21 protein-coding genes are annotated in these 22745 nt (G+C 68.2%); 15 read left to right on the top strand and 6 right to left on the bottom strand.

The window, feature by feature from the left end:
• Nucleotides 1-46 precede the first annotated feature (46 nt).
• From folE2 to VGN58_RS10150, 3 genes are all read left to right on the top strand, one after another.
• The gene (folE2, locus tag VGN58_RS10160; RefSeq protein ID WP_327483127.1) at nucleotides 47-985 is read left to right on the top strand and encodes a GTP cyclohydrolase FolE2; all 939 of its coding nucleotides are present in this window, start codon (nucleotides 47-49) and stop codon (nucleotides 983-985) included.
• 82 nt (nucleotides 986-1067) lie between these two features.
• A complete protein-coding gene (locus tag VGN58_RS10155) occupies nucleotides 1068-2735 on the top strand; it encodes a diguanylate cyclase (RefSeq protein ID WP_327483126.1) in 1668 nt (555 codons plus the stop codon).
• Nucleotides 2736-3650 carry a hypothetical protein gene (locus VGN58_RS10150; RefSeq protein WP_327483125.1) on the top strand — a complete coding sequence of 305 codons (915 nt, stop codon included), beginning with the start codon at nucleotides 2736-2738 and terminating at the stop codon, nucleotides 3648-3650. It abuts the gene before it with no gap.
• A 532-nt stretch (nucleotides 3651-4182) separates the two neighbouring features.
• Here the strand turns inward: VGN58_RS10150 and VGN58_RS10145 are convergent.
• From VGN58_RS10145 to yidD, 3 genes are read right to left on the bottom strand one after another with little or no spacing between them, the layout of a single operon-like run.
• Complete coding sequence (locus VGN58_RS10145; protein ID WP_327484624.1) at nucleotides 4183-4989, bottom strand: M23 family metallopeptidase; 807 nt, start codon at nucleotides 4987-4989, stop codon at nucleotides 4183-4185.
• A 44-nt stretch (nucleotides 4990-5033) separates the two neighbouring features.
• Nucleotides 5034-6380 (bottom strand): dihydroorotase, encoded by a 1347-nt coding sequence (locus tag VGN58_RS10140; protein WP_327483124.1) that lies wholly within the window; start codon nucleotides 6378-6380, stop codon nucleotides 5034-5036.
• Nucleotides 6380-6637 carry a membrane protein insertion efficiency factor YidD gene (gene yidD, locus VGN58_RS10135; protein WP_327483123.1) on the bottom strand — a complete coding sequence of 86 codons (258 nt, stop codon included), beginning with the start codon at nucleotides 6635-6637 and terminating at the stop codon, nucleotides 6380-6382. Before yidD ends, VGN58_RS10140 begins: the two co-directional genes overlap by 1 nt.
• Nucleotides 6638-6732: 95 nt before the next feature.
• Here yidD and dksA point away from each other — a divergent pair, with 95 nt between their 5' ends.
• Nucleotides 6733-7860 (top strand): RNA polymerase-binding protein DksA, encoded by a 1128-nt coding sequence (gene dksA, locus VGN58_RS10130; protein ID WP_327483122.1) that lies wholly within the window; start codon nucleotides 6733-6735, stop codon nucleotides 7858-7860.
• Between the two features lie 75 nt (nucleotides 7861-7935).
• Here the strand turns inward: dksA and VGN58_RS10125 are convergent, their stop codons facing one another.
• The 3 genes from VGN58_RS10125 to cysS all read right to left on the bottom strand — a co-directional run bounded on the left by VGN58_RS10125 (nucleotide 7936) and on the right by cysS (nucleotide 11162).
• Nucleotides 7936-9177: an MFS transporter gene (locus VGN58_RS10125; RefSeq protein WP_327483121.1), complete on the bottom strand. Its 1242-nt coding sequence runs from the start codon at nucleotides 9175-9177 to the stop codon at nucleotides 7936-7938.
• Nucleotides 9174-9611 (bottom strand): SufE family protein, encoded by a 438-nt coding sequence (locus VGN58_RS10120; RefSeq protein WP_327483120.1) that lies wholly within the window; start codon nucleotides 9609-9611, stop codon nucleotides 9174-9176. The genes VGN58_RS10125 and VGN58_RS10120 overlap by 4 nt, the downstream gene beginning before the upstream one ends.
• 162 nt (nucleotides 9612-9773) lie before the next feature.
• A complete protein-coding gene (gene cysS / locus VGN58_RS10115; protein ID WP_327483119.1) occupies nucleotides 9774-11162 on the bottom strand; it encodes a cysteine--tRNA ligase in 1389 nt (462 codons plus the stop codon).
• A 141-nt stretch (nucleotides 11163-11303) separates the two neighbouring features.
• Between cysS and VGN58_RS10110 the strand changes: the two genes are divergently transcribed.
• The 11 genes from VGN58_RS10110 (at nucleotide 11304) to VGN58_RS10060 (ending at nucleotide 22737) form a co-directional block, all read left to right on the top strand.
• The gene (locus VGN58_RS10110) at nucleotides 11304-11807 is read left to right on the top strand and encodes a hypothetical protein (protein ID WP_327483118.1); all 504 of its coding nucleotides are present in this window, start codon (nucleotides 11304-11306) and stop codon (nucleotides 11805-11807) included.
• Between the two features lie 271 nt (nucleotides 11808-12078).
• The gene (locus VGN58_RS10105) at nucleotides 12079-13089 is read left to right on the top strand and encodes an N-acetylornithine carbamoyltransferase (protein WP_327483117.1); all 1011 of its coding nucleotides are present in this window, start codon (nucleotides 12079-12081) and stop codon (nucleotides 13087-13089) included.
• Nucleotides 13090-13161: 72 nt separating this feature from the next.
• Complete coding sequence (locus VGN58_RS10100) at nucleotides 13162-14409, top strand: argininosuccinate synthase (protein ID WP_327483116.1); 1248 nt, start codon at nucleotides 13162-13164, stop codon at nucleotides 14407-14409.
• A gap of 80 nt (nucleotides 14410-14489) precedes the next feature.
• Nucleotides 14490-15581: an acetylornithine deacetylase gene (locus VGN58_RS10095; RefSeq protein WP_327483115.1), complete on the top strand. Its 1092-nt coding sequence runs from the start codon at nucleotides 14490-14492 to the stop codon at nucleotides 15579-15581.
• A gap of 80 nt (nucleotides 15582-15661) precedes the next feature.
• Nucleotides 15662-16981: an acetylglutamate kinase gene (locus VGN58_RS10090; protein ID WP_327483114.1), complete on the top strand. Its 1320-nt coding sequence runs from the start codon at nucleotides 15662-15664 to the stop codon at nucleotides 16979-16981.
• Between the two features lies 1 nt (nucleotide 16982).
• On the top strand, nucleotides 16983-17606 hold the full coding sequence (locus tag VGN58_RS10085) for a GNAT family protein (protein WP_327483113.1): 624 nt from the start codon (nucleotides 16983-16985) through the stop codon (nucleotides 17604-17606).
• Nucleotides 17603-18568, top strand: coding sequence for an N-acetyl-gamma-glutamyl-phosphate reductase (gene argC, locus VGN58_RS10080; RefSeq protein WP_327483112.1), 966 nt, complete (start codon nucleotides 17603-17605; stop codon nucleotides 18566-18568). Before VGN58_RS10085 ends, argC begins: the two co-directional genes overlap by 4 nt.
• Before the next feature lie 155 nt (nucleotides 18569-18723).
• The gene (gene argH, locus VGN58_RS10075) at nucleotides 18724-20016 is read left to right on the top strand and encodes an argininosuccinate lyase (RefSeq protein ID WP_327483111.1); all 1293 of its coding nucleotides are present in this window, start codon (nucleotides 18724-18726) and stop codon (nucleotides 20014-20016) included.
• A 14-nt stretch (nucleotides 20017-20030) separates the two neighbouring features.
• A complete protein-coding gene (locus VGN58_RS10070; protein WP_327483110.1) occupies nucleotides 20031-20270 on the top strand; it encodes a YciI family protein in 240 nt (79 codons plus the stop codon).
• A gap of 9 nt (nucleotides 20271-20279) precedes the next feature.
• On the top strand, nucleotides 20280-21428 hold the full coding sequence (gene proB / locus VGN58_RS10065; protein ID WP_327483109.1) for a glutamate 5-kinase: 1149 nt from the start codon (nucleotides 20280-20282) through the stop codon (nucleotides 21426-21428).
• A 22-nt stretch (nucleotides 21429-21450) separates the two neighbouring features.
• Nucleotides 21451-22737 carry a glutamate-5-semialdehyde dehydrogenase gene (locus VGN58_RS10060; RefSeq protein ID WP_327483108.1) on the top strand — a complete coding sequence of 429 codons (1287 nt, stop codon included), beginning with the start codon at nucleotides 21451-21453 and terminating at the stop codon, nucleotides 22735-22737.
• The last annotated feature ends 8 nt before the right edge of the window (nucleotides 22738-22745 follow it).

Below are 22745 nucleotides of genomic sequence, written 5' to 3'. Positions count from 1 at the left end.
GAATTCGGGGCAGGGCGTACAATGCGCGGCATCCATTCCCCCGTGCATGACCATGGCTCCCTCGCTTCCCGCGGCGCCCCGCGCCGATCTTCCCGATGTCGCGCACCAGCGCGTGCCGCTGGCCCGTCCCCTGGACTGGGTCGGCATGGAGCACATTGCGCTGCCGGTGCGCATCGCCGACGGGCAGGGCGGGCAACTGCAGGTGGCCGCCAGCATCGACCTGTCGGTGAACCTGGCCAATCCCGATGCCCGCGGCATCCACATGTCGCGCCTCTACCTGCAGCTGCAGGACGGGCTGGCGCGCGAAGCGATCACGCCGGCCGGCCTGCGGCACCTGCTGCAGGACAGTGTCGCCTCGCAGTCCGGCCTGGCGACCAGTGCGCGCCTGAAGATCCGCTACGAAGCCCTTCTGCAGCGCAAGGCGCTGGAGAGCGACTACGCCGGCTGGAAGCGCTATCCGGTGGAAATCGACGCCACGCTGGTCGACGGCCATCTCCAGCTGGCGCTGTCGTTCTCCGTCGAATACTCCAGCACGTGTCCCGCCTCCGCAGCGCTGTCGCGGCAGGCCAATGCGGACCGCTTCGCCGGCGATTTCGCCACGGCCCATGGCCTGTCGGTCGCTGCCGTGCACGACTGGCTGGCCTCCGAGCGCGGCCTGGCCGCCACCCCGCACGCCCAGCGCAGCCGCGCCAGCGTGCGGGTCGAACTGCGCCCGCAGTTCGACGAACTGCCGCTGGTCGCGCTGGTGGATGCCCTCGAGGCCGCCCTGGGCACGCCGGTGCAGACCGCCGTCAAGCGTGTCGACGAACAGGCCTTCGCCCGCCTCAACGCCGAGAACCTGATGTTCTGCGAGGACGCCGCGCGACGGGTGGCGTCGGTCCTGGCCTCGGACGCGCGCGTGGCCCGCTACGACGCCACCGTGGCGCATTACGAGAGCCTGCATCCGCACGATGCGGTCGCCCGGGTGAGCGGCAGCAACGACTGAGCCGCGGGGCGGCCCCGCCCTCGAGTCACATTTATCCGATATCCGCGCTATGCTCCGCCGCTGACGGTACGGCGGAATGGATATGGGGAATCCACGGCGCCCGGTACGCGGCCTGCTGCTCTGGCTCTGGCTGAGCGTGGCGGCCCTGCCTGCCACTGCACAGACGCTCCACGTGTCCCGGCTCGCGAACGACGCGCCGGCGCGCGATGTCGTGTCCGGTGCGCTCGACGGGCGCTTCGCGCCCGCCCCGGACGGTCTGATCTTCGAAGCCGATACCGACCCGCGCTGGTGGCGCGTGGTCAGCCCGGTCGATGTGGATGCGGGCCTGCAGCCGCATCTGGTGGTGCGTGCGCCGTACCAGAACCGCATCACCCTGTGGGCCGGCAACGGGCCGCCGCTGACGCGGAGCCTGTTCGGCGACGACGCCGACCTGGCGTTCTCGGCGCGCGCATTGGCGTTCCCGCTGCCTGACGGCGTGCGTGCGGGGCAGCCGCTCTACCTGCGCGTGCAGTCGGTCGGCGGCACGCCGATGCCGTTGTCCATCGAGCCCTTGCGATCGGTCCATCGACAGGACCTGGAGCACGTCACGTGGCGCGCGATGGTGCTGGGCGCACTGGGCGTGCTGGCGGTGCTGGCACTGGGCTTCTGCATCGGGCTGGGCGAGCGCAGTTACGGCTTCCTCGCGCTGACCCTGCTGTCGCAGGCGCTGTTCCTGGCCCTGGCCGGCGGCGAACTGCGCACTATCGAAATATTCGGTCACGTGCTCGGTTCGGACCCGCGCATGGCCCGCGTGGCCGGCATGCTGTCGGTGATCGCCAGCAATACCTTCCTGGCGTTCTATCTGGAACTGGCGCGCAACGGGCCCCGCATCCTGTGGCTGCTGCGCGCCTGCAACCTGCTGCTGGGCGCGCTGATCCTCGTCTCGCTGGCGACGACCCACACCTGGGTGCCCCGACTCGGCAATGGCGTGCTGCTGGTGGCCACGGCCGCCGTGCTGCTGGCCGCGGTACGCGGCACGGTGCGCCGGCAGCGGCCCGCGTTCTTCCTGCTGCTTTCGTGGCTGCCGATGATGGTGCTGACCGCCGCGCGCGTGGGCGAACTGCTCGGCTGGTGGGTGGGACCGGTCTGGTTGATCCATGCGTTCCCGATGGGCTTCGCGCTGGCCGGACTGGTGCTGACGGTCGGCCTGGCCGACCGCATGCAGCAGCTGCGCCGCGATCGCGACCAGGCCAGTCGGCTCGCAGCCCAGGACGCACTTACCGGTGTGCTCTCGCGCACCGCGATCATCGAACAACTGCAGCGCGAGGTGGAGGCGGCGCATGCGCAGGGCACGCCGCTGTCGGTGGTGTTCTTCGACATCGACCACTTCAAGCGCATCAACGACGAGCATGGCCATCCGGTCGGCGACCAGAGCCTGCGGCTGGTGGCAACCCGTACGCGGGGCAAGCTGCGCAAGCGCGATTTCCTCGGTCGTTACGGCGGCGACGAAATGCTGGTGCTGCTGCCGGACACCACGTTCGACAACGCGCTGGTGGTGGCCGAACACCTGCGGGCCGCCGTGAACAACCGTCCGCTGACCATCGATGGACGCGTCATCGACACCAGCCTCAGCCTGGGGGTGGCGCAGCTGGCCGACGGCGAAACCTTCGAGCGCTTGCTGGAGCGCGTGGACGTGGCGCTGTACTCCAGCAAATCGGCCGGACGCGACCGCGTCACCGGCGACCTTTCCCCGCAACCAGGAGAAGCCTGAGTGGAACCGACGTCCGCGTCTTCCCGTTTCCCTGTCGACCAGTTGCAGGTCGGTGACCTGCTGCTGATGCTCGGCAAGAGCCAGCTGTCGAAGTTGATCGCCTGGTTCGGCGACAGCATCTACAGCCACGTATCGCTGGTGTCGGCGGACGGATTGCTGATCGAAGGCATCCGCCCCATCGTGGCCGAGAGCCCGCTGGCCGCGCGGCTGGCATCGGATGGGCCGGTGGTGTTCGTCGATGCCTACCGTTCGCTGGCCGCCGACGGCAGCCCGCTGGGAGACGATGACCGCGCTGCGGTACTGCGGCATGCGCGCTCGCTGGTCGGCACCACGTTCGCACAGGACGACCTGGTGACGATCGGGTTGCTGGTCGCCCTGCGCGGCAAACCCAGGCATCTGCCGGTGTGGTTGCGCTGGCTCATCCGCGAGGCGACCGACCATGCGATCCGCGCGGATTCGGACAGGATGCTCTGCAGCGAGTTCGCCTATCGCGCCTTCGCCGACGCGGACACGGTGCCTGCACGGCGGCTGGCGCGCCCGATCGTGCCGGGCGAACCGAGCGACCTGCCGTTTCCGGAGGTGGATTACATCAAGCTGCAGGAAGAAGTGCGCGAGATGCTGAAGCCGAAGCACAAGGCGCTGGGTCAGGACGCGCTCGGGGTCGATGCGGTCACCGGCGGCGCGCCGGTCTGGGACTCGGTGGATGCGCTGCAGCTGGACGATGCCGCGCTGGACGCTTCCATCATGGCGCTGCGTGAGCGGTTGGGACTGGAATCGCCGCATGCGGAAGTCGCCAACCGCGTGGACGCCGTACTGGGCACGGCCTGGCCCAAGGTGGGCCCGCCGAACCCCAAACTGGTCCGCCCGCGCGATCTGGCGGACAGCCCCGCCAGCCGCTATCTCGGGCGCCTGTAAGCGGGCTGGCGCCACCTGCCTGCTGGGAACTCCCTGTACCCGTCGCCCCGGCGTGTGCCGGGATCCAGTGCCTCTGCAGGGACTGCACGTCGGAAAGTCCCGGCCTGAGCATTCGGCTCTGCAAGACGTCGGCATGGCGGTAGAGACCCCGTTGCATCTTGATCCGTGGTCCCAGCGAACGCCGGGACCCAGTGGCTCGTGCTGTTGCTTCCTATGTGGCGCTTCGACGCAGAAGCGGGCGGACGCAACAGCAAAGGGGTCCCGGCGTTCGCTGGGACGACGATCCGGGGCGATTCAGTTGCTCTTCCGAGATCCGAGCCATCGTCGCGGCTGCGTCGGGATGGCGGGAAGGGTTTGCGTCGTCGGCGCACGCGCGTCGCAACGCGCCCGGCTGATGAACAAAGGGCGGTTACTTGCCGCGTTCGAGGACGAGCAGGGGGTCGATGCGCGTGTCGAACCGCGCCCCCCGAAACCTGAAGCGCCACGGCGCTCAAGCGCGTCGCAACGCGCCCGGTTGGCGAACAATAGGCGTTTACTTTCCGCGTTCGAGGACGAGCAAGGGGTCGATGCGCACGTCGAACCAGTTCATGCCCCAATGCAGATGCGGCCCCGTCGCACGCCCGGTCGCACCGACGGCGCCGATCACCTGTCCGGGCTCTACGCGATCACCCACCTTCACGTCGAGGCGCGACAGGTGCAGGAAGTTCGAGCTCACGCCGTGACCATGATCAAGCAGCACGGTGCCGCCGGTGAGATACAGATCCGGCGCAGCGAAGGTCACGATGCCGCCGACGGGCGCCTTGACCGGGGTGCCGTTCGGCGCGGCGATGTCCATGCCGGAATGGCCGGCGCCCGGCTGTCCGTTGTAGACACGCGCATTGCCGAAGCGCCCGCTGATGCGGCCCTGCACCGGCCACTGGAAGGGCAGGGCGAAGTCGGCGCGGGCATCGTCGCGCAGGCGCGCGGCGGTCACCTGGGCCTGCTCGCGTTCGATGCGGGCCGCGATGGCCGGCGGCGGGTTGACCGTCTTCGGCGGCACGCCATCGATGCGTTCGACCGGCCAGTCGCGCGGGGTCACCGCGATGCTCACGCTTTCCGTGCGCCCGGAGGGCGTGGCCACCTCCAGTCGCAGTGGGCCGGTCTCGTCGCGGCCCACGCCGAGCACCACGGTGCCGTAGCCGGTCGTCCGCAGGGCGCGTTCGCGATAGGTCACGCGGCTGCCCGGCGGCACCTTGCCGAACACCAGCGCGCCCTGCGACACGCTGGCGGGGAACACGACACGCTCTTCCTGCGGAACCGGCACCGCCGATGCGGCATCCTGCGCGGCGACCAGCGGAATCCATCCGGCGCACACGGCGGCGAACAGCGCCGCCACCACCAGCTTCAACGCGCGAACTCCAGGCGCTGGCCATTCGGCGTGCCCAGCAGGTGCTCGCCGTTCCAGACCATGCGGCCATTGACCCAGGTGGCGCCGACCCGCGAGCGGAACGTGCGGCCCTCGAACGGCGACCAGCCCACCTTGGACAGCACGTCTTCGCGCTTCACGGTGAACGGCTCGTCGTCGATCAGTACCAGGTCCGCGAAGTAGCCTTCGCGCAGGTAGCCGCGCTCCTTCACGTCGAACAGCTGCGCGGGCGCGTGGGCGAACTTCTGCACCACGCGGGTCACGTCCATGCGGCCTTCATGGACCAGTTCCAGTGCGGCCACCAGTGCGTACTGCACCAGCGGCAGGCCGGACGGTGCCTGCACGTACGGCTTTTCCTTCTCTTCCAGCGTGTGCGGCGCGTGGTCGGTCGCCAGCACGTCGATCACGTCCTCCACCAGCGCGCGGATCAGCGCCTCGCGGTCGCCGGCATCCTTGATGGCGGGGTTGCACTTGATCAGGTTGCCCAGTGCGGCATAGTCGGCGCGGTCGAAGCGCAGGAAGTGGATGCAGGTTTCCGCGGTGATCTGCTTGCACCTGCCGTCCGGCTGCACCAGCGGCCCGGGCGTGAACAGCGCCAGTTCGTCGGCGGTGGAGATGTGCAGCACATGCAGGCGGGTGCCGTGCTTGCGCGCCAGCGACATCGCCAGCCGGGTGGACGCGATGCAGGCCTCGCGGCTGCGGATGTCCGGGTGGTGTTCGGCGCTCAGCGCGTCGCCGTACTTCGCCTGGAACGCCGCCAGGTTGGCGTCGATCGTCGGCGTGTCCTCGCAGTGGGTGATGATCGGCGTGGGCGCCTCGCGGAAGATCGCGTCCAGCGTGTCCGGATTGTCGACCAGCATGTTGCCGGTGGATGCGCCCATGAACACCTTGATGCCCGGCGCGGTCTTCGGGTCGAGCGTGCGGATCGCGTCCAGGTTGTCGTTGCTCGCGCCCATGTAGAAGCCGTAATTGCCCCAGGCCCGGCCCTTGGCACGCTGGTACTTGTCCTCCAGCGCGGCCGCGTCCAGCGTCGGCGGGCTGGTGTTGGGCATGTCCATGAAGGTGGTCAGGCCGCCCGCGACCGCCGCGGCGGACTCGGTGGCCATGTCGCCCTTGTGCGGCATGCCGGGTTCGCGGAAGTGGACCTGGTCGTCGATCATGCCCGGCAGCAGCAGGCGGCCCGCGGCATCGATCACCAGGTCGTCGCCCTGCGGCCGGATCTCGGCGGCGATGCGGGCGATGCGTCCGTCTTCGATGCGCAGGTCACCTTCGGTGACGCGGCCTTCGTTGACCAGACGGGCGTTGACGATGACGGTGGAGGGCATCAGTGGTGTCCTGTGCAGGAATGGGGGGAGAAACTGTCGCTCCGCGGAGGGACGGGATCGTGGCCACCGGGGTGCAGGGGATGGCAGCGGCCGATCCGGCGAATCGCCATCCAGCCGCCTTTGACGGGTCCGAAGCGGCCGATCGCCTCCATGGCGTACTCCGAACACGAAGGGACGAAGCGGCACCGCGGCCCTAGCATAGGACTGATGAAGCGCTTGTAGCCCTTCAGCAGCAGGATGAGCAGGCGGGCGAGCATGGCCCGATGATACCGCGTCGGGTTGCCGCTGCCCGCAGGGTAGGCTATAAAAGCGCGCTTTCCCGACACTCGGGAAGAACAAGGAAGCGCTGTTCGTGGCTGCAAAGAAACCTGCGAAGAAGGCCGCCAAGGCCGCCAAGAAACCCGCTCAGACCGTCGCCAAGAAGCCTGTCGTGAAGAAGGCTGTCGCCAAGAAGCCGGCCTCCAAGCCGGTGGCGAAGAAAGCGGCCTCCAAGCCGGTCGCCAAGAAGCCGGTCGCCAAGAAGGCCGCGCCGGCCAAGAAGGCGGCAGCCCCGGCGAAGAAGCCGGTGGCCAAGCCCGCGGCGAAACAGGCGGCGCCGGTCAGGAAGGCGGTCGCCAAGGCGACCAAGCCCGCAGTCGCCAAGAAGCCCGCGCCCGCGCCGGCCACCAAGGCGCCCGCCGCCAAGGCGGCTCCTGCGAAAGTGCCGGCCAAGGCCGTGAAATCCGCTCCCACCCCCGCACCGAAGCCTGCCGCAAAGCCGGCTCCGGCAAAGTCCGCCCCCACCGCGGCTGCGACCAAGACTCCCGTGCCTGCAACCGCCGCCAAGGCGGCTGCCCAGGCCCCGGCGCCCGCCGCCAAGGTTCCGTCCCCCCCGAAGCCTGTGCCAGTCCCGAAAACGAATACCAAGAACGCCAAAACCGCTGCTGCCGTCGAAGCGCCCGCCAGCCCCCGTCCCGCCGTCGCCCGTCCCGTGGGGAAGGTCGCGGTCGCCGTGGCGGCCCGGCCTTCCGCGCCGGTCGTGCGTGGCAAGGTGAAAGAAGTGCCCTACAAGACCGACGAAGCCACCGGCCGTCCGATCGTGCCGACCGGCTACAAGCCCTCGCCCGACGAGGAGTACATGAGCGCCCTGCAGCTCGAGTACTTCCGCCAGCGCCTGCTGCAATGGCGTGCCGACCTGGTCGAGGAGTCCAAGCAGACCATCGAGAACCTCAAGGACGAAGTCCGCGACATCGGCGACGAGGCCGAGCGTGCGACCCGCGAGACCGAGAACTCGCTGGAACTGCGCACCCGCGACCGCTACCGCAAGCTGATCGGCAAGATCGACAGCACGCTCAAGCGGCTGGACGCCGGCGACTACGGCTACTGCGTCGACACCGGCGAAGAGATCGGCCTGGACCGCCTGGAGGCGCGCCTGACCGCCGAACGCACGATCGACGCGCAGGAACGCTGGGAGCATCTGCAGAAGCAGCAGGGCGATTGATACCCGGTACGTTCCACTCACGAAAAACCCCGCCTCGGCGGGGTTTTTCTTTGCCGGCCCGGTCCGCATCCCGGGCTACTGCAGGTCGCGCAGGTCCAGCCGCCGCAGCCGCGGCGCCTTCCAGGCCGTCACGCCGGCCACCGTCAGGATCGCGAATCCGCCCACGATCACCGCCGGCACCAACCCCAGCAGCCGTGCCATCGTGCCGGCGTAGAACGCGCCCAGCTCGTTCGACGAGCTGACGAAGATGCCGTTGATCGACGACACGCGCCCGCGCATCTCGTCCGGCGTGGACAGCTGCAGGATGGTCGAGCGGACCACCACCGACACGCCGTCGCACATGCCGTACAGCAGCAGGATGACGGCCGACAGCCAGAAGCTGCGCGACAGCCCGAACGCGATGACGCTCAGGCCGAAACCCACCACCGCGAACAGCAGGACGCGCCCAGCGTGCTTCTGCAGCGGATGACGGGCCAGCCACAGCCCCACGCAGACCGAGCCCGCCGCCGGCATCGCCCGCAGGATGCCGAGGCCCTCCGGGCCGTAGTGCAGGATGTCGTGGATGAAGGCCGGCAGCATCGCCACCACACCGCCCAGCAGCACCGAGAACATGTCCAGCGCCATCGCGCCCAGCATGATCTGGTTGCCCAGCACGAACCGCGCGCCCTGCGCGATGCTGGCGAACACCGGCAAGCTCACCGCCGGCGGGCCTGGTTCCTCCACGCGCAGGCGCGCCAGCACGGTCGCCGCCATCAGCGCGAACACCACCGCCATCGCGTACGACAGCGTCTTGCCGCCGAAGCCCACCAGCAGGCCGCCCAGTGCGGGGCCGGTGACCAGCGCCGCCTGGAAGATCACGCTGCCCAATCCCGCCGCGCGCACGAAATCCTCGCGCGGCAGCACCTTCGCGAACAGCGCGTTGTAGACCGGGCCCAGGAAGGAGCGCGCCATGCCGGTCAGCGCGATGGCCGCGTAGATCGGCCAGGTGCCACGGAAGGGCAGCTTGCCGGCGGCGACGGCCACCAGGATCACCGCCGTGGTCGCCAGCGCCGCACAGGCGATGATGCCCACGCGCCGCCGCGGCAGGTGATCGACCAGGTAGCCGGCGAACGGCGCCACGCAGAAGAACGGCAGTACTTCCGCCAGGCCCACCAGGCCCAGCGAGAACGGATCGCGGGTCAGTTCGTAGATATGCCAGCCGACGGTGACCGCGACGATCTGGTACGACAGCAGGGCGCAGATGCGGTACGCCAGGACCGCCGCATAGCCACGGTTGCGCAGCAGCGAGAACGCGGACGGCGTACCGGTTCCGCTCACTGCGCGTTCGCGGCCGTCTCGCGGATGAAGGCCAGCAGCGAAGCCAGGCCGTTGCTGCGGGTGGGCGAGAGATGCTTGGCCAGGCCGATGTCGGCGATGTAGTCGGGCGAGGTGGCCAGGATTTCCGCCGCGGGACGTCCGGCGTAGACGCGCAGCGCCAGGAAGATCAGTCCGGAGACGATCGCCGAATCACTGACCGCGTGGAAATCCAGCTTCGCCGCATCGCCCTCGGGCACGATCCAGACCATCGACTGGCAGCCGAGCAGGCGGTGCTCCTCGCGCTTCCACTCCTCGGGGAATGCGGGCAGCTTGCGGCCCAGGTCGATCAGGTACTGGTAGCGCTCGGACCAGTCGCCGAAGAAGGCGAATTCGTCCTTGATGGCGGCCTGCGCGTCGGCAGCGGTGGGTTCGAGCGGGAAGATCGTGTCGGTCATCGGGCTATCGGTCAGGTCCGGCGTTTAGAGCCCCTCTCCCGCCGGGAGAGGGGTTGGGGAGAGGGTACGGCGAAGTCCGTGCGGTGCCGGCATCCAGATCTCGCCACACCCTCATCCGGCGCTGCGCGCCACCTTCTCCCGACGGGAGAAGGAAAGATCGGCTCACGCCCGCTTCCAGCGCACGCCCTGCGGCGTGTCTTCCAGCAGGATGCCCTCGGCCGCCAGCTGGTCGCGGATGGCATCGGAACGGGCGAAGTCGCGGGACTTCTTCGCCGCCGCACGCTCGTCGATCAACGCCTGGATGCGGGCATCGTCGTCGGAGGATGTGCCACGGCCGAACCACTCGGCGGGATCCTGCTGAAGCAGACCGAGCACCAGGCCCGCGCCGAGCAGTTCTCCCTTGAGGCGCCGCTTCTCCGCATCATCGCTGGCCCTGCGCGCGTCAGCGGCGATGCGTGCGACCTCGGCCAGCGCCTGCGGCGTGTTGAGATCGTCGTCCAGCGCGTCTTCGATGACCTGCGGCGTGGCCGCGACGGCATCGACATCACCCAGGTCGCGCAGCGTCCCGTACAGACGGTCCAGCGTGTTCTTCGACTGCTCCACCAGCGCCTCCGACCAGTCCAGCGGCTGCCGGTAGTGCGCGGACAGCAGCGCGTAGCGCAGCGCTTCCGGCGGATGCTGCTGCAGCAGGTCGTGGACCTTCTCGATGTTACCCAGCGACTTGCTCATCTTGGCGCCGCCGAAGTTCAGCATGCCGTTGTGCAGCCAGAAGCGGGCGAAGGTCTTGTGAGAGCCGTCGGCGTGCTTGTGTGCGCACTCGCTCTGCGCCACCTCGTTCTCGTGGTGCGGGAACTGCAGGTCCACGCCGCCCGCGTGGATATCGATGGTCTCGCCCAGGTGGGCGGCGGCCATGGCCGAGCATTCGATATGCCAGCCCGGGCGACCAATGCCCCACGGCGACGCCCAGCCGGGCAGGTCGGGCGTGGACGGCTTCCACAGCACGAAGTCGCCCGGATCGCGCTTGTACGGGGCCACTTCGACACGCGCGCCGGCCAGCATTTCCTCGGGGTCGCGGCCGGAGAGCTTGCCGTAGTCGGCGAAGCTGCCCACCGAGAACAGGACGTGTCCCTCGGCGGCGTACGCATGCCCGCCGGCGATCAGCCGCTCGATCATCGCGATGATGTGGACGATGTGGTCGGTGGCCGCCGGTTCGATGTCCGGGGCGAACTCGCCGGTCACGCCCAGCCCGGCCATGTCCTCGCGGTAGGCGGCGGCGTAGCGGTCGGTGATGGCCGAGATCGCCACGCCCAGCTCCTTGGCCGCGGCGTTGATCTTGTCGTCCACGTCGGTGATGTTGCGGGCGTAGCGCAGACCGCCGTAGCGTCTGCGAAGCAGGGCCGCCAGCACGCCGAACACGACCGGACCGCGGGCATTGCCGATGTGGACGTAGTTGTAGACGGTGGGCCCGCAGACGTACATCGTGGGGATCGGGCCAAGCGGTCGGAAGTCCTCGACCCGGCGGGTGAGGTTGTTGTGCAGGCGCAGGGTCATGGGAACAGGGCAGGGGAGAGCCTGGGAATTCTACCGCCTGAGCCGGAGGCGAGGGCCAAGGCGCGCGGCAGCGGCCGATGTTCAGCCCCACTCAAGGCGCGGTCCCTACACTGTGACACCGGGATTCCACGCACAGGCCACATGCTCCGCCTCCGCTCCACCCTTTTCCTTGCCTGCCTTCTGCTCGCCGCTCCGGCCGTGGCGCAGGAGCGGGTGATCCCGACGGAGAACGTCCGCCTGGACTATGCGCAGGTGCTGGGTGTCGAGCCGGTCTACCAGACCCTGCGGGCCACGCGCACCGAACAGCGTTGCGACGAAGTCCCCGCTCCCAGGCCCGAGGCCGCGGCGCCTGAGCAGGAGGAGAGTCGCTGGAGCAGGATGGTCAGCTCCGTGCGTGGCTGGTTCGGCGGTGACGAGGAACCGGCGCAGGCGCCTCCGGTGACGCTGCCGCCGGTCAAGGTCAATTGCCGCGTGGTGCCCATCGAGCGCGAGTTCCAGCGCCCCATCGCCTACGACGTGGACTACATCTACAAGGGCGTGAAGTACCGTTCGCGCCTGGCGGAAGATCCCGGCAACCGCCTGCGCATCCGCATCTCCGTGGTGCCGTACGTCACGCCGGCCCAGTCCACCGCCAGCGGTCCCTGATCCGTGCCCGGTTGCACCTGCAACCGAATCCGTCCTTGCGCTGCGCCGCAGCACATGCGAGCATTCGCGCCCATGAAGATGAACGCACACGCCCATGCTGACAGCGCGGCCTCGCAGGCCTCGAGCATGACGTCGCGTGCCCGTCGACCGGAATCCTGCCTCTAGCTGGGTACCCGGACGTCGTCGCCTGTTCACCGGAAACCCAGCCAGAGGCTGGGTTTTTTCGTTTCCGAAGCCCGTTTTGCCACATTCCCGACACCAGGATGCCGTAATGAAGCACTTCTTGAACACGCAGGACTGGAGCCGCAGCGACCTTGATGCGTTGCTGACGCAGGCCGCCCTCTACAAGCAGCACAAGCTGGGCGACGCGCTGAAGGGCAGGTCCATCGCGCTGGTGTTCTTCAACCCGTCCATGCGCACCCGCACCAGCTTCGAACTGGGCGCGTTCCAGCTGGGCGGCCATGCGGTGGTGCTGCAGCCGGGCAAGGATGCGTGGCCGATCGAGTTCAACCTGGGCACGGTGATGGATGGCGACACCGAGGAGCACATCGCCGAAGTGGCGAAGGTGCTGGGACGCTACGTCGACCTGATCGGCGTGCGCGCGTTCCCGAAGTTCGTCGACTGGACCTACGACCGGGAGGACATCGTGCTGAAGTCCTTCGTCAGGTACTCGCCGGTGCCGGTGATCAACATGGAAACCATCACCCATCCCTGCCAGGAACTGGCCCACGCGCTGGCGCTGCAGGAACACTTCGGTACGCAGGACCTGCGCGGCAAGAAGTACGTGCTCACCTGGACCTACCATCCGAAGCCGCTGAACACCGCCGTGGCCAACTCCGCCCTGACCATCGCCACCCGCATGGGCATGGACGTGACCCTGCTGTGCCCCACGCCGGATTACGTGCTGGACGAGCGCTACATGGGCTGGGCCGAGCAGAACGTGGCCGAGAGCGGCGGCTCGCTCACCGTCAGCCATGACATCGACAGCGCCTATGCCGGCGCCGACGTGGTGTACGCCAAGAGCTGGGGCGCGCTGCCGTTCTTCGGCAACTGGGAACCGGAGAAGCCGATCCGCGACCAGTACAAGCACTTCATCGTCGACGAACGGAAGATGGCGCTGACCAACAACGGCGTCTTCAGCCACTGCCTGCCGCTGCGCCGCAACGTCAAGGCCACCGACGGCGTGATGGATTCGCCGCAGTGCATCGCCATCGACGAAGCCGAGAACCGCCTGCACGTGCAGAAGGCGATCATGGCCGCCCTGGTGGGCGGCCGGGATTAGGGATTCGGCATTAGGGATTCGCAAAAACGCATCCGAAGTTCGACCAGATCTTTACCTCACAGAGATACCCCCATGTCGCAGCAAAGCACTTCTACGAATCCCGAATCCCGAATCCCCAATCCCGCGGCTGAAAGCCGCGACATCGTCCTCGCCTTCTCCGGCGGCCTCGACACCAGCTTCTGCGTGCCCTACCTGAAGGAACGCGGCTGGAACGTCCACACCGTGTTCGCCGACACCGGCGGCGTGGATGCCGAAGAACGCGCCTACATCGAACAGCGCGCCGCCGACCTGGGCGTGGCCAGCCACGTCACCGTCGATGGCGGTCCCGCGATCTGGGACGGCTTCGTCAAGCCGTTCGTGTGGGCGGGCGAGTGCTACCAGGGCCAGTACCCGCTGCTGGTGTCCGACCGCTACCTGATCGTCGACGCGGCGCTGAAGCGCGCCGCGGAACTGGGCACCAATGCCATTGCCCACGGCTGCACGGGCATGGGCAACGACCAGGTGCGCTTCGACCTGGCGGTCAAGGCCAGTGGCGACTACCGCATCGTGGCGCCGATCCGCGAGATCCAGAAGGAACACACGCAGACGCGCGCCTATGAGCAGGCCTATCTGGAGGAGCGCGGTTTCGGCGTGCGCGCTAAGCAGAAGAGCTACACCATCAACGAGAACCTGCTGGGCCTGACCATGTCCGGCGGCGAGATCGACAAATGGGAAGCGCCGGGCGAAGGCGCGCGCGGCTGGTGCGCGCCGCGTGCCGAGTGGCCGGAAGCGCCGCTGCGCGTGACCATCGGGTTCAAGCACGGTGAAGCGGTCAGCCTGGATGGCGAGCCGGTCGCCGGCGCCGCGCTGCTGGCGAAGTTGAACGCCTTGTTCGCGCCGTACGGCGTGGGCCGTGGCGTGTACACCGGTGACACCGTGATCGGCCTGAAGGGCCGTATCGTGTTCGAGGCACCGGGCCTGGTGTCGCTGCTGGCCGCCCACCGCGCACTGGAAGAGACCGTGCTCACCAAGCAGCAGAACCGCTTCAAGCCCGAGATCGCGCGCAAGTGGGTGGAGCTGGTGTACGAAGGCTTCTACCACGATCCGCTGAAGGCGGACCTGGAGGCGTTCCTGCAGTCCTCGCAGGCCACCGTCAACGGTGAGGTGGTGCTGGAGACCCGGGGTGGCCGTGTCGACGCGGTCGCGGTGACGTCCCCGCATATCCTCAACGCCAAGGGCGCGACGTACGCGCAGTCGGCCGACTGGGGCGTGGAAGAGGCCGAGGGTTTCATCAAGCTGTTCGGGATGAGCAGCACGCTCTGGGCCGAAATCAATCGCTGAGAAGCCGGGATTGGTGATTGGGGATTCGTGATTCGCAACGGCGGATCACGGGTCCGGATTCGAACTTCAAGGCTTTGTCGATGACCGACCTGCTCCACGCCACGCTCGCCCATCTCGAAAAGCTGGTCTCGTTCGACACCCGCAATCCGCCGCGCGATATCGGCACCGACGGGATATTCGACTACCTGCGGGTGCAGTTGCCGGATTTCCGCATCGAGGTGACCGACCACGGTGCCGGTGCGGTGTCGTTCTTCGCCGTGCGCGGACAGCCGAAGCGCGTGTTCAACGTACACCTGGACACGGTGCCGTCGTCGCCGGCGTGGAGCGCCAGCCCGCATGTGCTGCGGGTCGAAGGCGATCGGGCCATCGGTCTGGGCGCCTGCGACATCAAGGGCGCGGCGGCGTCGCTGGTCGCGGCCGCGCAGGTGACGCAGGGCGATGCCGCGTTCCTGTTCACCACCGACGAGGAAGCGAACGATGCGCGCTGCATCGCCGCGTTCCTGGCGCGCGACCACGGCTTCGGCGAGGCGATCATCGCCGAGCCGACCCGCTGCGAAGCGGTGCTCGCGCACCGCGGCATCAGCGCCGTACGCATGGCGTTCACCGGACAGGCGGGCCATGCGTCGGCCGAGAACGCGCTGTCGCTGAGTGCGCTGCACAACGCGATGCGCTGGGGCACGACCGCGCTGGATTTCGTGCAGGACCAGCACCACCTGCGCTTCGGCGGACTGACCGGCCTGCGCTTCAACATCGGCCGGGTCGAGGGCGGCATCAAGGCGAACATGATCGCGCCGAGCGCAGAGGTCCGCTTCGGCTTCCGTCCGCTGCCGTCGCAGGACATGGACCAACTGCACGCCAGGTTCCGCGGCTTCGCCGATGCCGATGCACTGGCCGAGTACGAGGAAACCTTCCGCGGTCCGTCGCTGCCGTCGGGCGATGTCGCCCGCGCGGAGGAGCGTCGCCTGGCCGCGCGCGATCTCGCCGACGAACTCGGCCTGCCGATCGGCAACGCGGTGGATTTCTGGACCGAGGCATCGCTGTTCTCGGCCGCCGGCCTCACCGCCTTCGTGTACGGCCCGGGCGACATCGCGCAGGCGCACACCGCCGACGAGTGGGTGGCGCTCGAACAGTTGCAACGTTACGCCGAAAGCGTGGCAAGGATTCTCCAGTAACCCGCAGGGCGGGCCTCGGCCCGCCGTGCGCGACCCGATGAAGACGGTGGGCCAAGGCCCACCCTACAAAGCAAGAAGACATGGAATCGCACAAGCAGACCCGTCAGACCATCATCCGCCTGCTGTCCAGCATGGCCAGCGCGAAGGAGATCTCGCAGTACGTCAAGCGCTTCTCGCAGCTGGACGCCAAGCGCTTCGCCGTGGTGAAGGTGGGTGGCGCCGTGCTGCGCGACGACCTGGAGTCGCTGACGTCCTCGCTGACCTTCCTGCAGGAAGTGGGGTTGACGCCCATCGTCGTGCACGGCGCCGGTCCGCAGCTGGACGAGGAGATGACCGCCGCCGGCATCACCAAGCAGACCGTCAACGGCCTGCGCGTGACCACGCCCGAGGTACTGGCCATCGTGCGCAAGGTGTTCCTGCAGCAGAACCTCGCGCTGGTCGAGGCGCTGCAGCAGGTCGGCGCACGTGCGACGTCGATCGTCTCGGGCGTGTTCGAGGCCGAGTACAAGGACCAAGCCACCTACGGCCTGGTCGGCGACGTCACCCGCATCAACCTGTCGCCGATCGAGGCCAGCCTGAAGGCCGGTTCCATCCCGGTGATCGCCAGCATGGGCGAAACCGTCGGTGGCCAGATCCTCAACATCAATGCCGACTTCGCCGCCAACGAACTGGTGCAGGTGCTGCAGCCGTACAAGATCATCTTCCTGACCGGCACCGGCGGCCTGCTGGATGCGGAGGGCAGGGTGATCGACTCGATCAACCTGTCCACCGAGTACGACGAACTGATGGCGCAGCCGTGGATCAACGGCGGCATGCGGGTGAAGATCGAGCAGATCAAGCACCTGCTGGACCGGCTGCCGCTGACGTCGTCGGTGTCCATTACCAAGCCGGCCGAGCTGGCGAAAGAACTGTTCACGCACCGCGGCTCCGGCACGCTGGTACGCAAGGGCGAACGCGTGCTGCGGTTCGAGAACGGGTGGCAAGGCGTGGACCTGCCGCGCCTGAAGACGCTGATCGAATCCAGCTTCGGCCGCACGCTGCTGCCGGACTATTTCGAGCGCACCACGCCGTACCGCGTCTACATCAGTGAGAACTACCGCACCGCGCTGATCCTGACCCGCGAGGAAGGCTTCGCGTATCTCGACAAGTTCGCCGTGCTCGACGATGCGCAGGGCGAAGGGCTGGGCCGCGCCGTGTGGCACGTCATGCGTGAGGAGAATCCGCAGCTGTTCTGGCGCTCGCGCCACAACAACCAGGTCAACATCTTCTACTACGCCGAATCCGACGGCTGCTACAAGCAGGAGAAGTGGAAGGTGTTCTGGTACGGCATCGAGGATTTTGGCGACATCGAACGCTGCGTCGCCCATTGCCGCACGCGGCTGCCGACGTTGAAGGACTGACATGGCAGCCGACATGCTTCCCGCTGCCTGGCAGCAGGTTCCGGTCCTGACGGGTCGCCATGCCACCCTGGAGCCGATGTCGCGCGACCACGTCGACGGCCTGCGTGCGGCGCTGGCGGGCGACGCGCTGGCGGCTCTGTGGTTCACCAGCGTACCGAAGGCCGACGATGCAGCGGACTACGTCGATGCGGTACTGGCAGCGCAGGCCGACGGCCGCGTGCTGCCGTTCGTGGTGCGGGATGCCGGCGGCCGCGTCGTCGGCAGTACCCGGTTCTACGGGCTGGAAGCGGACGTCCCCAGGCTCAGCATCGGCTACACCTGGTATGCGCCGGACGTCCAGCGGACCGGCGTCAATACCGAGACCAAGCTGCTGCTGCTCACGCATGCCTTCGAGACGCTGGGCTGCATCAGCGTGGTGTTCGAGACCAGCTGGTTCAACCATCGCTCGCGCGCCGCCATCGCCCGCCTGGGCGCCAAGCAGGACGGCGTGCTGCGCAACCACAAGCGCCATGCCGACGGCTCGCCGCGCGATACCGTCGTCTTTTCCATCCTCGACACCGAATGGCCGGCCGTGCGCAGCAACCTGCTCGCGCGGCTGGCGCAACACGAACAGGGTTCCCCATGAGCAGCAAGAAGACCGTCGGCATCGTCGGCGCCCGCGGCCATACCGGCGCGGAACTGATCCGCCTGATCGCCCGCCATCCGCAGCTCGAGCTGGCTTTCGTATCTTCGCGCGAACTCGCGGGCCAGAAGGTCAGCGACCATATCGCCGAGTTTGCCGGTGACCTGCGCTACGAGAACCTGAGCCATGACCAGGTCGGCGGCAAGGGCGCGGATGCCGTGATCCTGGCGCTGCCGAACGGCAAGGCCGCCGAGCTGGTCGGCGCCATCGATGCGCAGGCGCCGGAGACTGTCGTGGTCGACCTGTCGGCGGACTACCGTTTCGACGAGCAGTCGTACTACGGCCTGCCCGAACTGACCCGGCAGACGTACGCGGGGCAGAAGCGCATCAGCAATCCAGGCTGCTACGCCACCGCCATGCAGCTGGCCATCGCGCCGCTGCGGGATCGCCTGGCCGGGCCGCCGCAGTGCTTCGGCGTGTCGGGTTATTCCGGCGCGGGCACCACGCCGTCCGACAAGAACAACACCGAGCTGCTGCGCGACAATCTGATGCCGTACGCATTGACCGACCACATGCATGAGCGCGAAGTCAGCCGGCAGCTCGGCCTGCCGGTGGAGTTCATGCCGCACGTGGCCCCGCATTTCCGCGGCATCACCATGACGGTCAACCTGTGGCTGCAGCAGGCGATGAAGATCGACGAGGTCCGTGCGCTGTACCGCGAGCGCTATGCCGACGAACCGCTGATCCACATCCTCGATGAGGCGCCTTGGGTCAGCCGCATCGCTGGCCGGCATGGCGTGGAGATCGGCGGCTTCACCCTGGCACCCGGCGGCAAGCGGCTGGTCGTGGTGGCCACGCTGGACAACCTGCTCAAGGGCGCGGCGACGCAGGCGATGCAGAACCTCAATCTCGCTTTCGGCTTCGATGAGTTCACTGCTATCCCGGAGAATCCGGGACAGGTTTGAGAGCCCCTCTCCCTCCGGGAGAGGGGTTGGGGTGAGGGTACGGCGAAGCGGCAGGCATCGGGCGCGCCGCACCCTCATCCGGCCCTTCGGGCCACCTTCTCCCGGAGGGAGAAGGGAAAGAGCGACGGATCGGCAAATTTTGGCGGAGAGACACGATGTCTGACTTGTTGTGGCAAAAACCCGGCGTGGCGGTGGACGCAGAGATCCAGCGCTTCCTCGCAGGCGACGACGTGGTGCTGGATCGCGAGTTCCTCCTGCACGACATCCAGGCCAGCGCCGCGCATGCGGAAGGCCTGCAGCGCGCCGGCATCCTGTCGGGTGACGAACTGGCCGGGCTGAAGCGCGAACTGGCGACGCTGGCCGAGGATTTCCGCCGTGGTGATTTCGTCCTCGATGAGCGCTTCGAGGACGGCCATTCCGCCATCGAGGCCCGGCTGACCGAGCGCTTGGGCGATGCCGGCCGCAAGATCCACACCGGCCGCAGCCGCAACGACCAGATCCTGGTCGCCACGCGCCTGTGGCTGAAGGAAAAGCTCGCCCGCGTGGCCGTGCTGTCGCGCGAGATCGCCAAGGTCGCGCTGGACCGCGCGCAGGCCGAACGCGACCTGCCGATTCCTGGCTACACGCATATCCAGCGCGCCGTCGTGTCGTCGGCGGGCATGTGGTGGGCCGGCTGGGCGGAAGCCTTCATCGACAACGCCATCCGCGCACGCGACACATTGAAGTTGGTCGATGCCAATCCGCTCGGCACCGCTGCCGGTTACGGCGTCAACCTCAAGCTGGACCGCGAGCACACCACCGCCGCGCTCGGCTTCGCACGCATGCAGGTCAGTCCGATCTACGCGCAGCTCTCGCGCGGCAAGTTCGAGATGGCCGCGCTGGAAGCGCTGGGCGCCGCCACGCTGGACCTGCGCCGCATCGCCTGGGACCTGTCGCTGTTCACCAGCGCGGAGTTCGGCTTCGTCGCGCTGCCGGCGCAGTACACCACCGGCAGCTCCATCATGCCGAACAAGCGCAATCCCGACGTCATCGAACTGATGCGTGCGACCCATGCCAGCGTGTCGGCGGCGCGGTCCGAGATCGAGCAGCTGCTGTCGCTGCCGTCCGGGTACCACCGCGACCTGCAGGCCAGCAAGGGCGCCATCTTCCACGGCTTCGGCCGCGGCCTGCCGGCGCTGGAACTGCTGCCGGCGCTGCTGGCCAACCTGGAATGGCGCGAAGACAGGCTGCGTGCCGCGATCGATTCCGGCATGTACGCCACCGATGTCGCTGTCGAAGCGGCCGTTGCGGGTGTTCCGTTCCGCGAAGCCTACAAGGCCGCTGCGGCCTCCGCCGACAGCGCGGGGCAGGGACGCACGCCGGAAGGCAGCTTGGCCGCGCGCGTGTCGCCCGGTGCGGCCGCCGATCTGCGCCTGGATGAACTGCTCGCCCGCTGGGACGCGCTGTGATCCGATACCTCGTCATGGCAATGCGTCGTCCCTCGTTCGATGACGCGGTGATCGCGCCGCATCTTGCCTTCCTCGACGAACTGCGTGCTGCCGGGCAACTCGAGATGACGGGTGGCTTCAGCGACAGGAGCGGCGGCGCCTACGTGCTGGTCAATGTCGCCTCGCTGGACGAGGCCAAGGCGATCATCGCGCGCGATCCCCTCGCGCTGTCCGGCACGTCCGACCTCACCGTCCACGAATGGAACACCCGCTGAGTTGACCCGATGACCCACGCCACGCCGCCGCCGTTCTCCGAACACCCGTTGCCGGCCTGGCGTCGCGCTGTGCTCAAGGTGGGCAGCAGCCTGCTGGCGGCAGAAGGCGAGGGACTCAGTCCGCGCCATGCGCTGAACCTGGCGCAGTTCGTGTCGTCCAGCATCGCCGCTGGTCGCGAAGTTGTGATCGTCTCGTCCGGTGCGGTGGCCGCGGGCCGCGGCCTGCTGCATCGCAAGCCGCAGGCCGGCGTGGCGATGGCGGAACGGCAGGCGCTCGCGGCGCTGGGGCAGGCGCAGCTGATCGGGCTGTGGCAGCGCTTCTTCGACCGTCCCGTCGCGCAGGTGCTGCTGACGCATGACGACCTGCGCAACCGCCGCCGCTACCTCAACGCACGCGCCACGCTACAGGAACTGCTGGCGCTGGGCGCCTTGCCGGTGGTCAACGAGAACGACACCGTGTCGGTCGACGAGCTCAAGCTCGGCGACAACGACAACCTCGCCGCAGTGGTCGCCGCGCTGATCGACGCCGATGCGCTGTTCATCGCCACCGACATCGACGGTTTCTACACCGCCAACCCGCGCACGCACGCGGATGCGCAGCCGATTCTCGACGTGGAAGCGCTGACCCCCGAGTTCTTCGCCATGGCCGGCGGTGCCGGCAGCGGCGTGGGCACCGGCGGTATGCATACCAAGCTGGAAGCGGCGGCCAAGGCGGCGGCGGCCGGCATCGAGACCTTCCTGTTCAACGGCACGCAGGCCACCACCGTGTCGGCGCTGTCGCGCGGCGCGTTGCTGGGCACGCGGTTCCGTCCCGCGCAGAACCGGCTGGCCGCCCGCAAGTACTGGCTGCGCAACGTGCCGGTGGAGAGCGGCGCCATCGTCGTCGATGCGGGCGCGGCGAACGCCATGGGCCAGAAGGGCGCCTCGCTGCTGCCGGGCGGCGTGAGTACGGCCGAGGGCGATTTCCGCCGCGGCGACATGGTCGAGCTGGTGCTGCGCGACGAGGCCGGCGACCGGCGCATTGCCCGCGGCGTCAGCCAGTATTCGGCGGTCGACATCCGCCGCATCGCACGGCGCCATTCGCGCGAGATCGAAGCCATCCTCGGTTACACCTACGGCGAAAACGTCGTCCATCGCGACGATCTGGTGCTGCTGTGACTATGCTGGGCAAGGAGTTCGCATGACCGACATCAGGACGCTGGCGCTGCAATGCCGCGACGCGGCCACCGCTATCGCGTGCTTGCCGACGGAGGCGAAGAACACCCTGCTGCGCGAGATGGCCGATGCGCTGCTGGCCGACGAGGCCGCGATCCTGGCGGCCAATGCGCGTGATCTGGAAGCGGCGGCAGCGAAAGGCATCGGCACTGCCATGCTGGACCGCCTGCGGCTGGATGTGGCGCGTCTGCACGGCATCGCGGCCGCGGTGCGCGAGGTGGCGGAATTGCCTGACCCGGTGGGGCAGGTGACCCGCGCCTACGACCGTCCCAACGGCATCCATGTCGAGCGCGTGCGCGTGCCGCTGGGCGTGATCGCGATGATCTACGAGGCGCGGCCGAACGTCACCGCCGATGCGGCGGCGCTGTGCCTGAAGGCCGGCAACGCGGTGATCCTGCGCGGCGGCTCGGAGGCGATCCATTCCAACACCGCGATCGCGGCATCGTTGAAACGCGCCCTGCGAGAAGCCGGTCTGCCGGACGCGGTGCTGACGCTGGTCGAGGACCTGCGCCGCGAGACCATCCTGGAGCTGATCCAGCTCAGCGACATCGTCGACCTGGTGATCCCGCGCGGGGGCGAGGGGCTGATCCGCTTCGTTGCCGAATACGCGCGGGTGCCGGTCATCAAGCACTACAAGGGCGTCTGCCACCAGTACGTGGACGCGGGTGCGGACGAAGACCTGGCACTGGCCCTGCTGCTCGACGGCAAAGTGTCGCGGCCGTCGGCCTGTAATTCGCTGGAGACGCTGCTGGTCCATCGCGACATCGCGCCGACGTTCCTGCCGCGTGCAGCCGAGGCGCTGCGTGCGCGCGGCGTCGAGATCCGGGCGGATGAGGCGGCCCGGGCGCTGATGCCGGGCGCGGTCGCCGCAACGGAAGAGGATTTCGCCGCCGAGTTCCTCGATCTGGTGATCGCGATCGGCGTGGTGGACGACCTGGATGCGGCCATCGCGCATATCCGTCGTTACACGTCCGACCATACGGAAGTCATCGTCACACGCGATCCCGCGCATGCGGAGACTTTCCTCAACGCGCTGCGGTCGGCCGTGGTGATGGTCAATGCCTCATCGCGCTTCTCCGATGGCGGCGAGCTGGGGTTGGGGGCGGAGATCGGCATTTCCACGACGCGTCTGCATTCGTACGGCCCAATGGGGCTGGAGGCGCTGACGGTGGAACGGTTCGTGGTGCGTGGCACCGGCCAGGTGCGGAATCGTGAATGGGCGGCGGGCGGGACACTGGATGGCAGAAAGTGACCCATAGC

Source organism: Pseudoxanthomonas sp., assembly GCF_035999195.1.
In the GTDB taxonomy this organism is placed as follows: Bacteria; Pseudomonadota; Gammaproteobacteria; order Xanthomonadales; family Xanthomonadaceae; genus Pseudoxanthomonas_A.
Note: the sequence above shows the minus strand (reverse complement) of the source record. Positions and strands in the feature narration are given on the sequence as shown.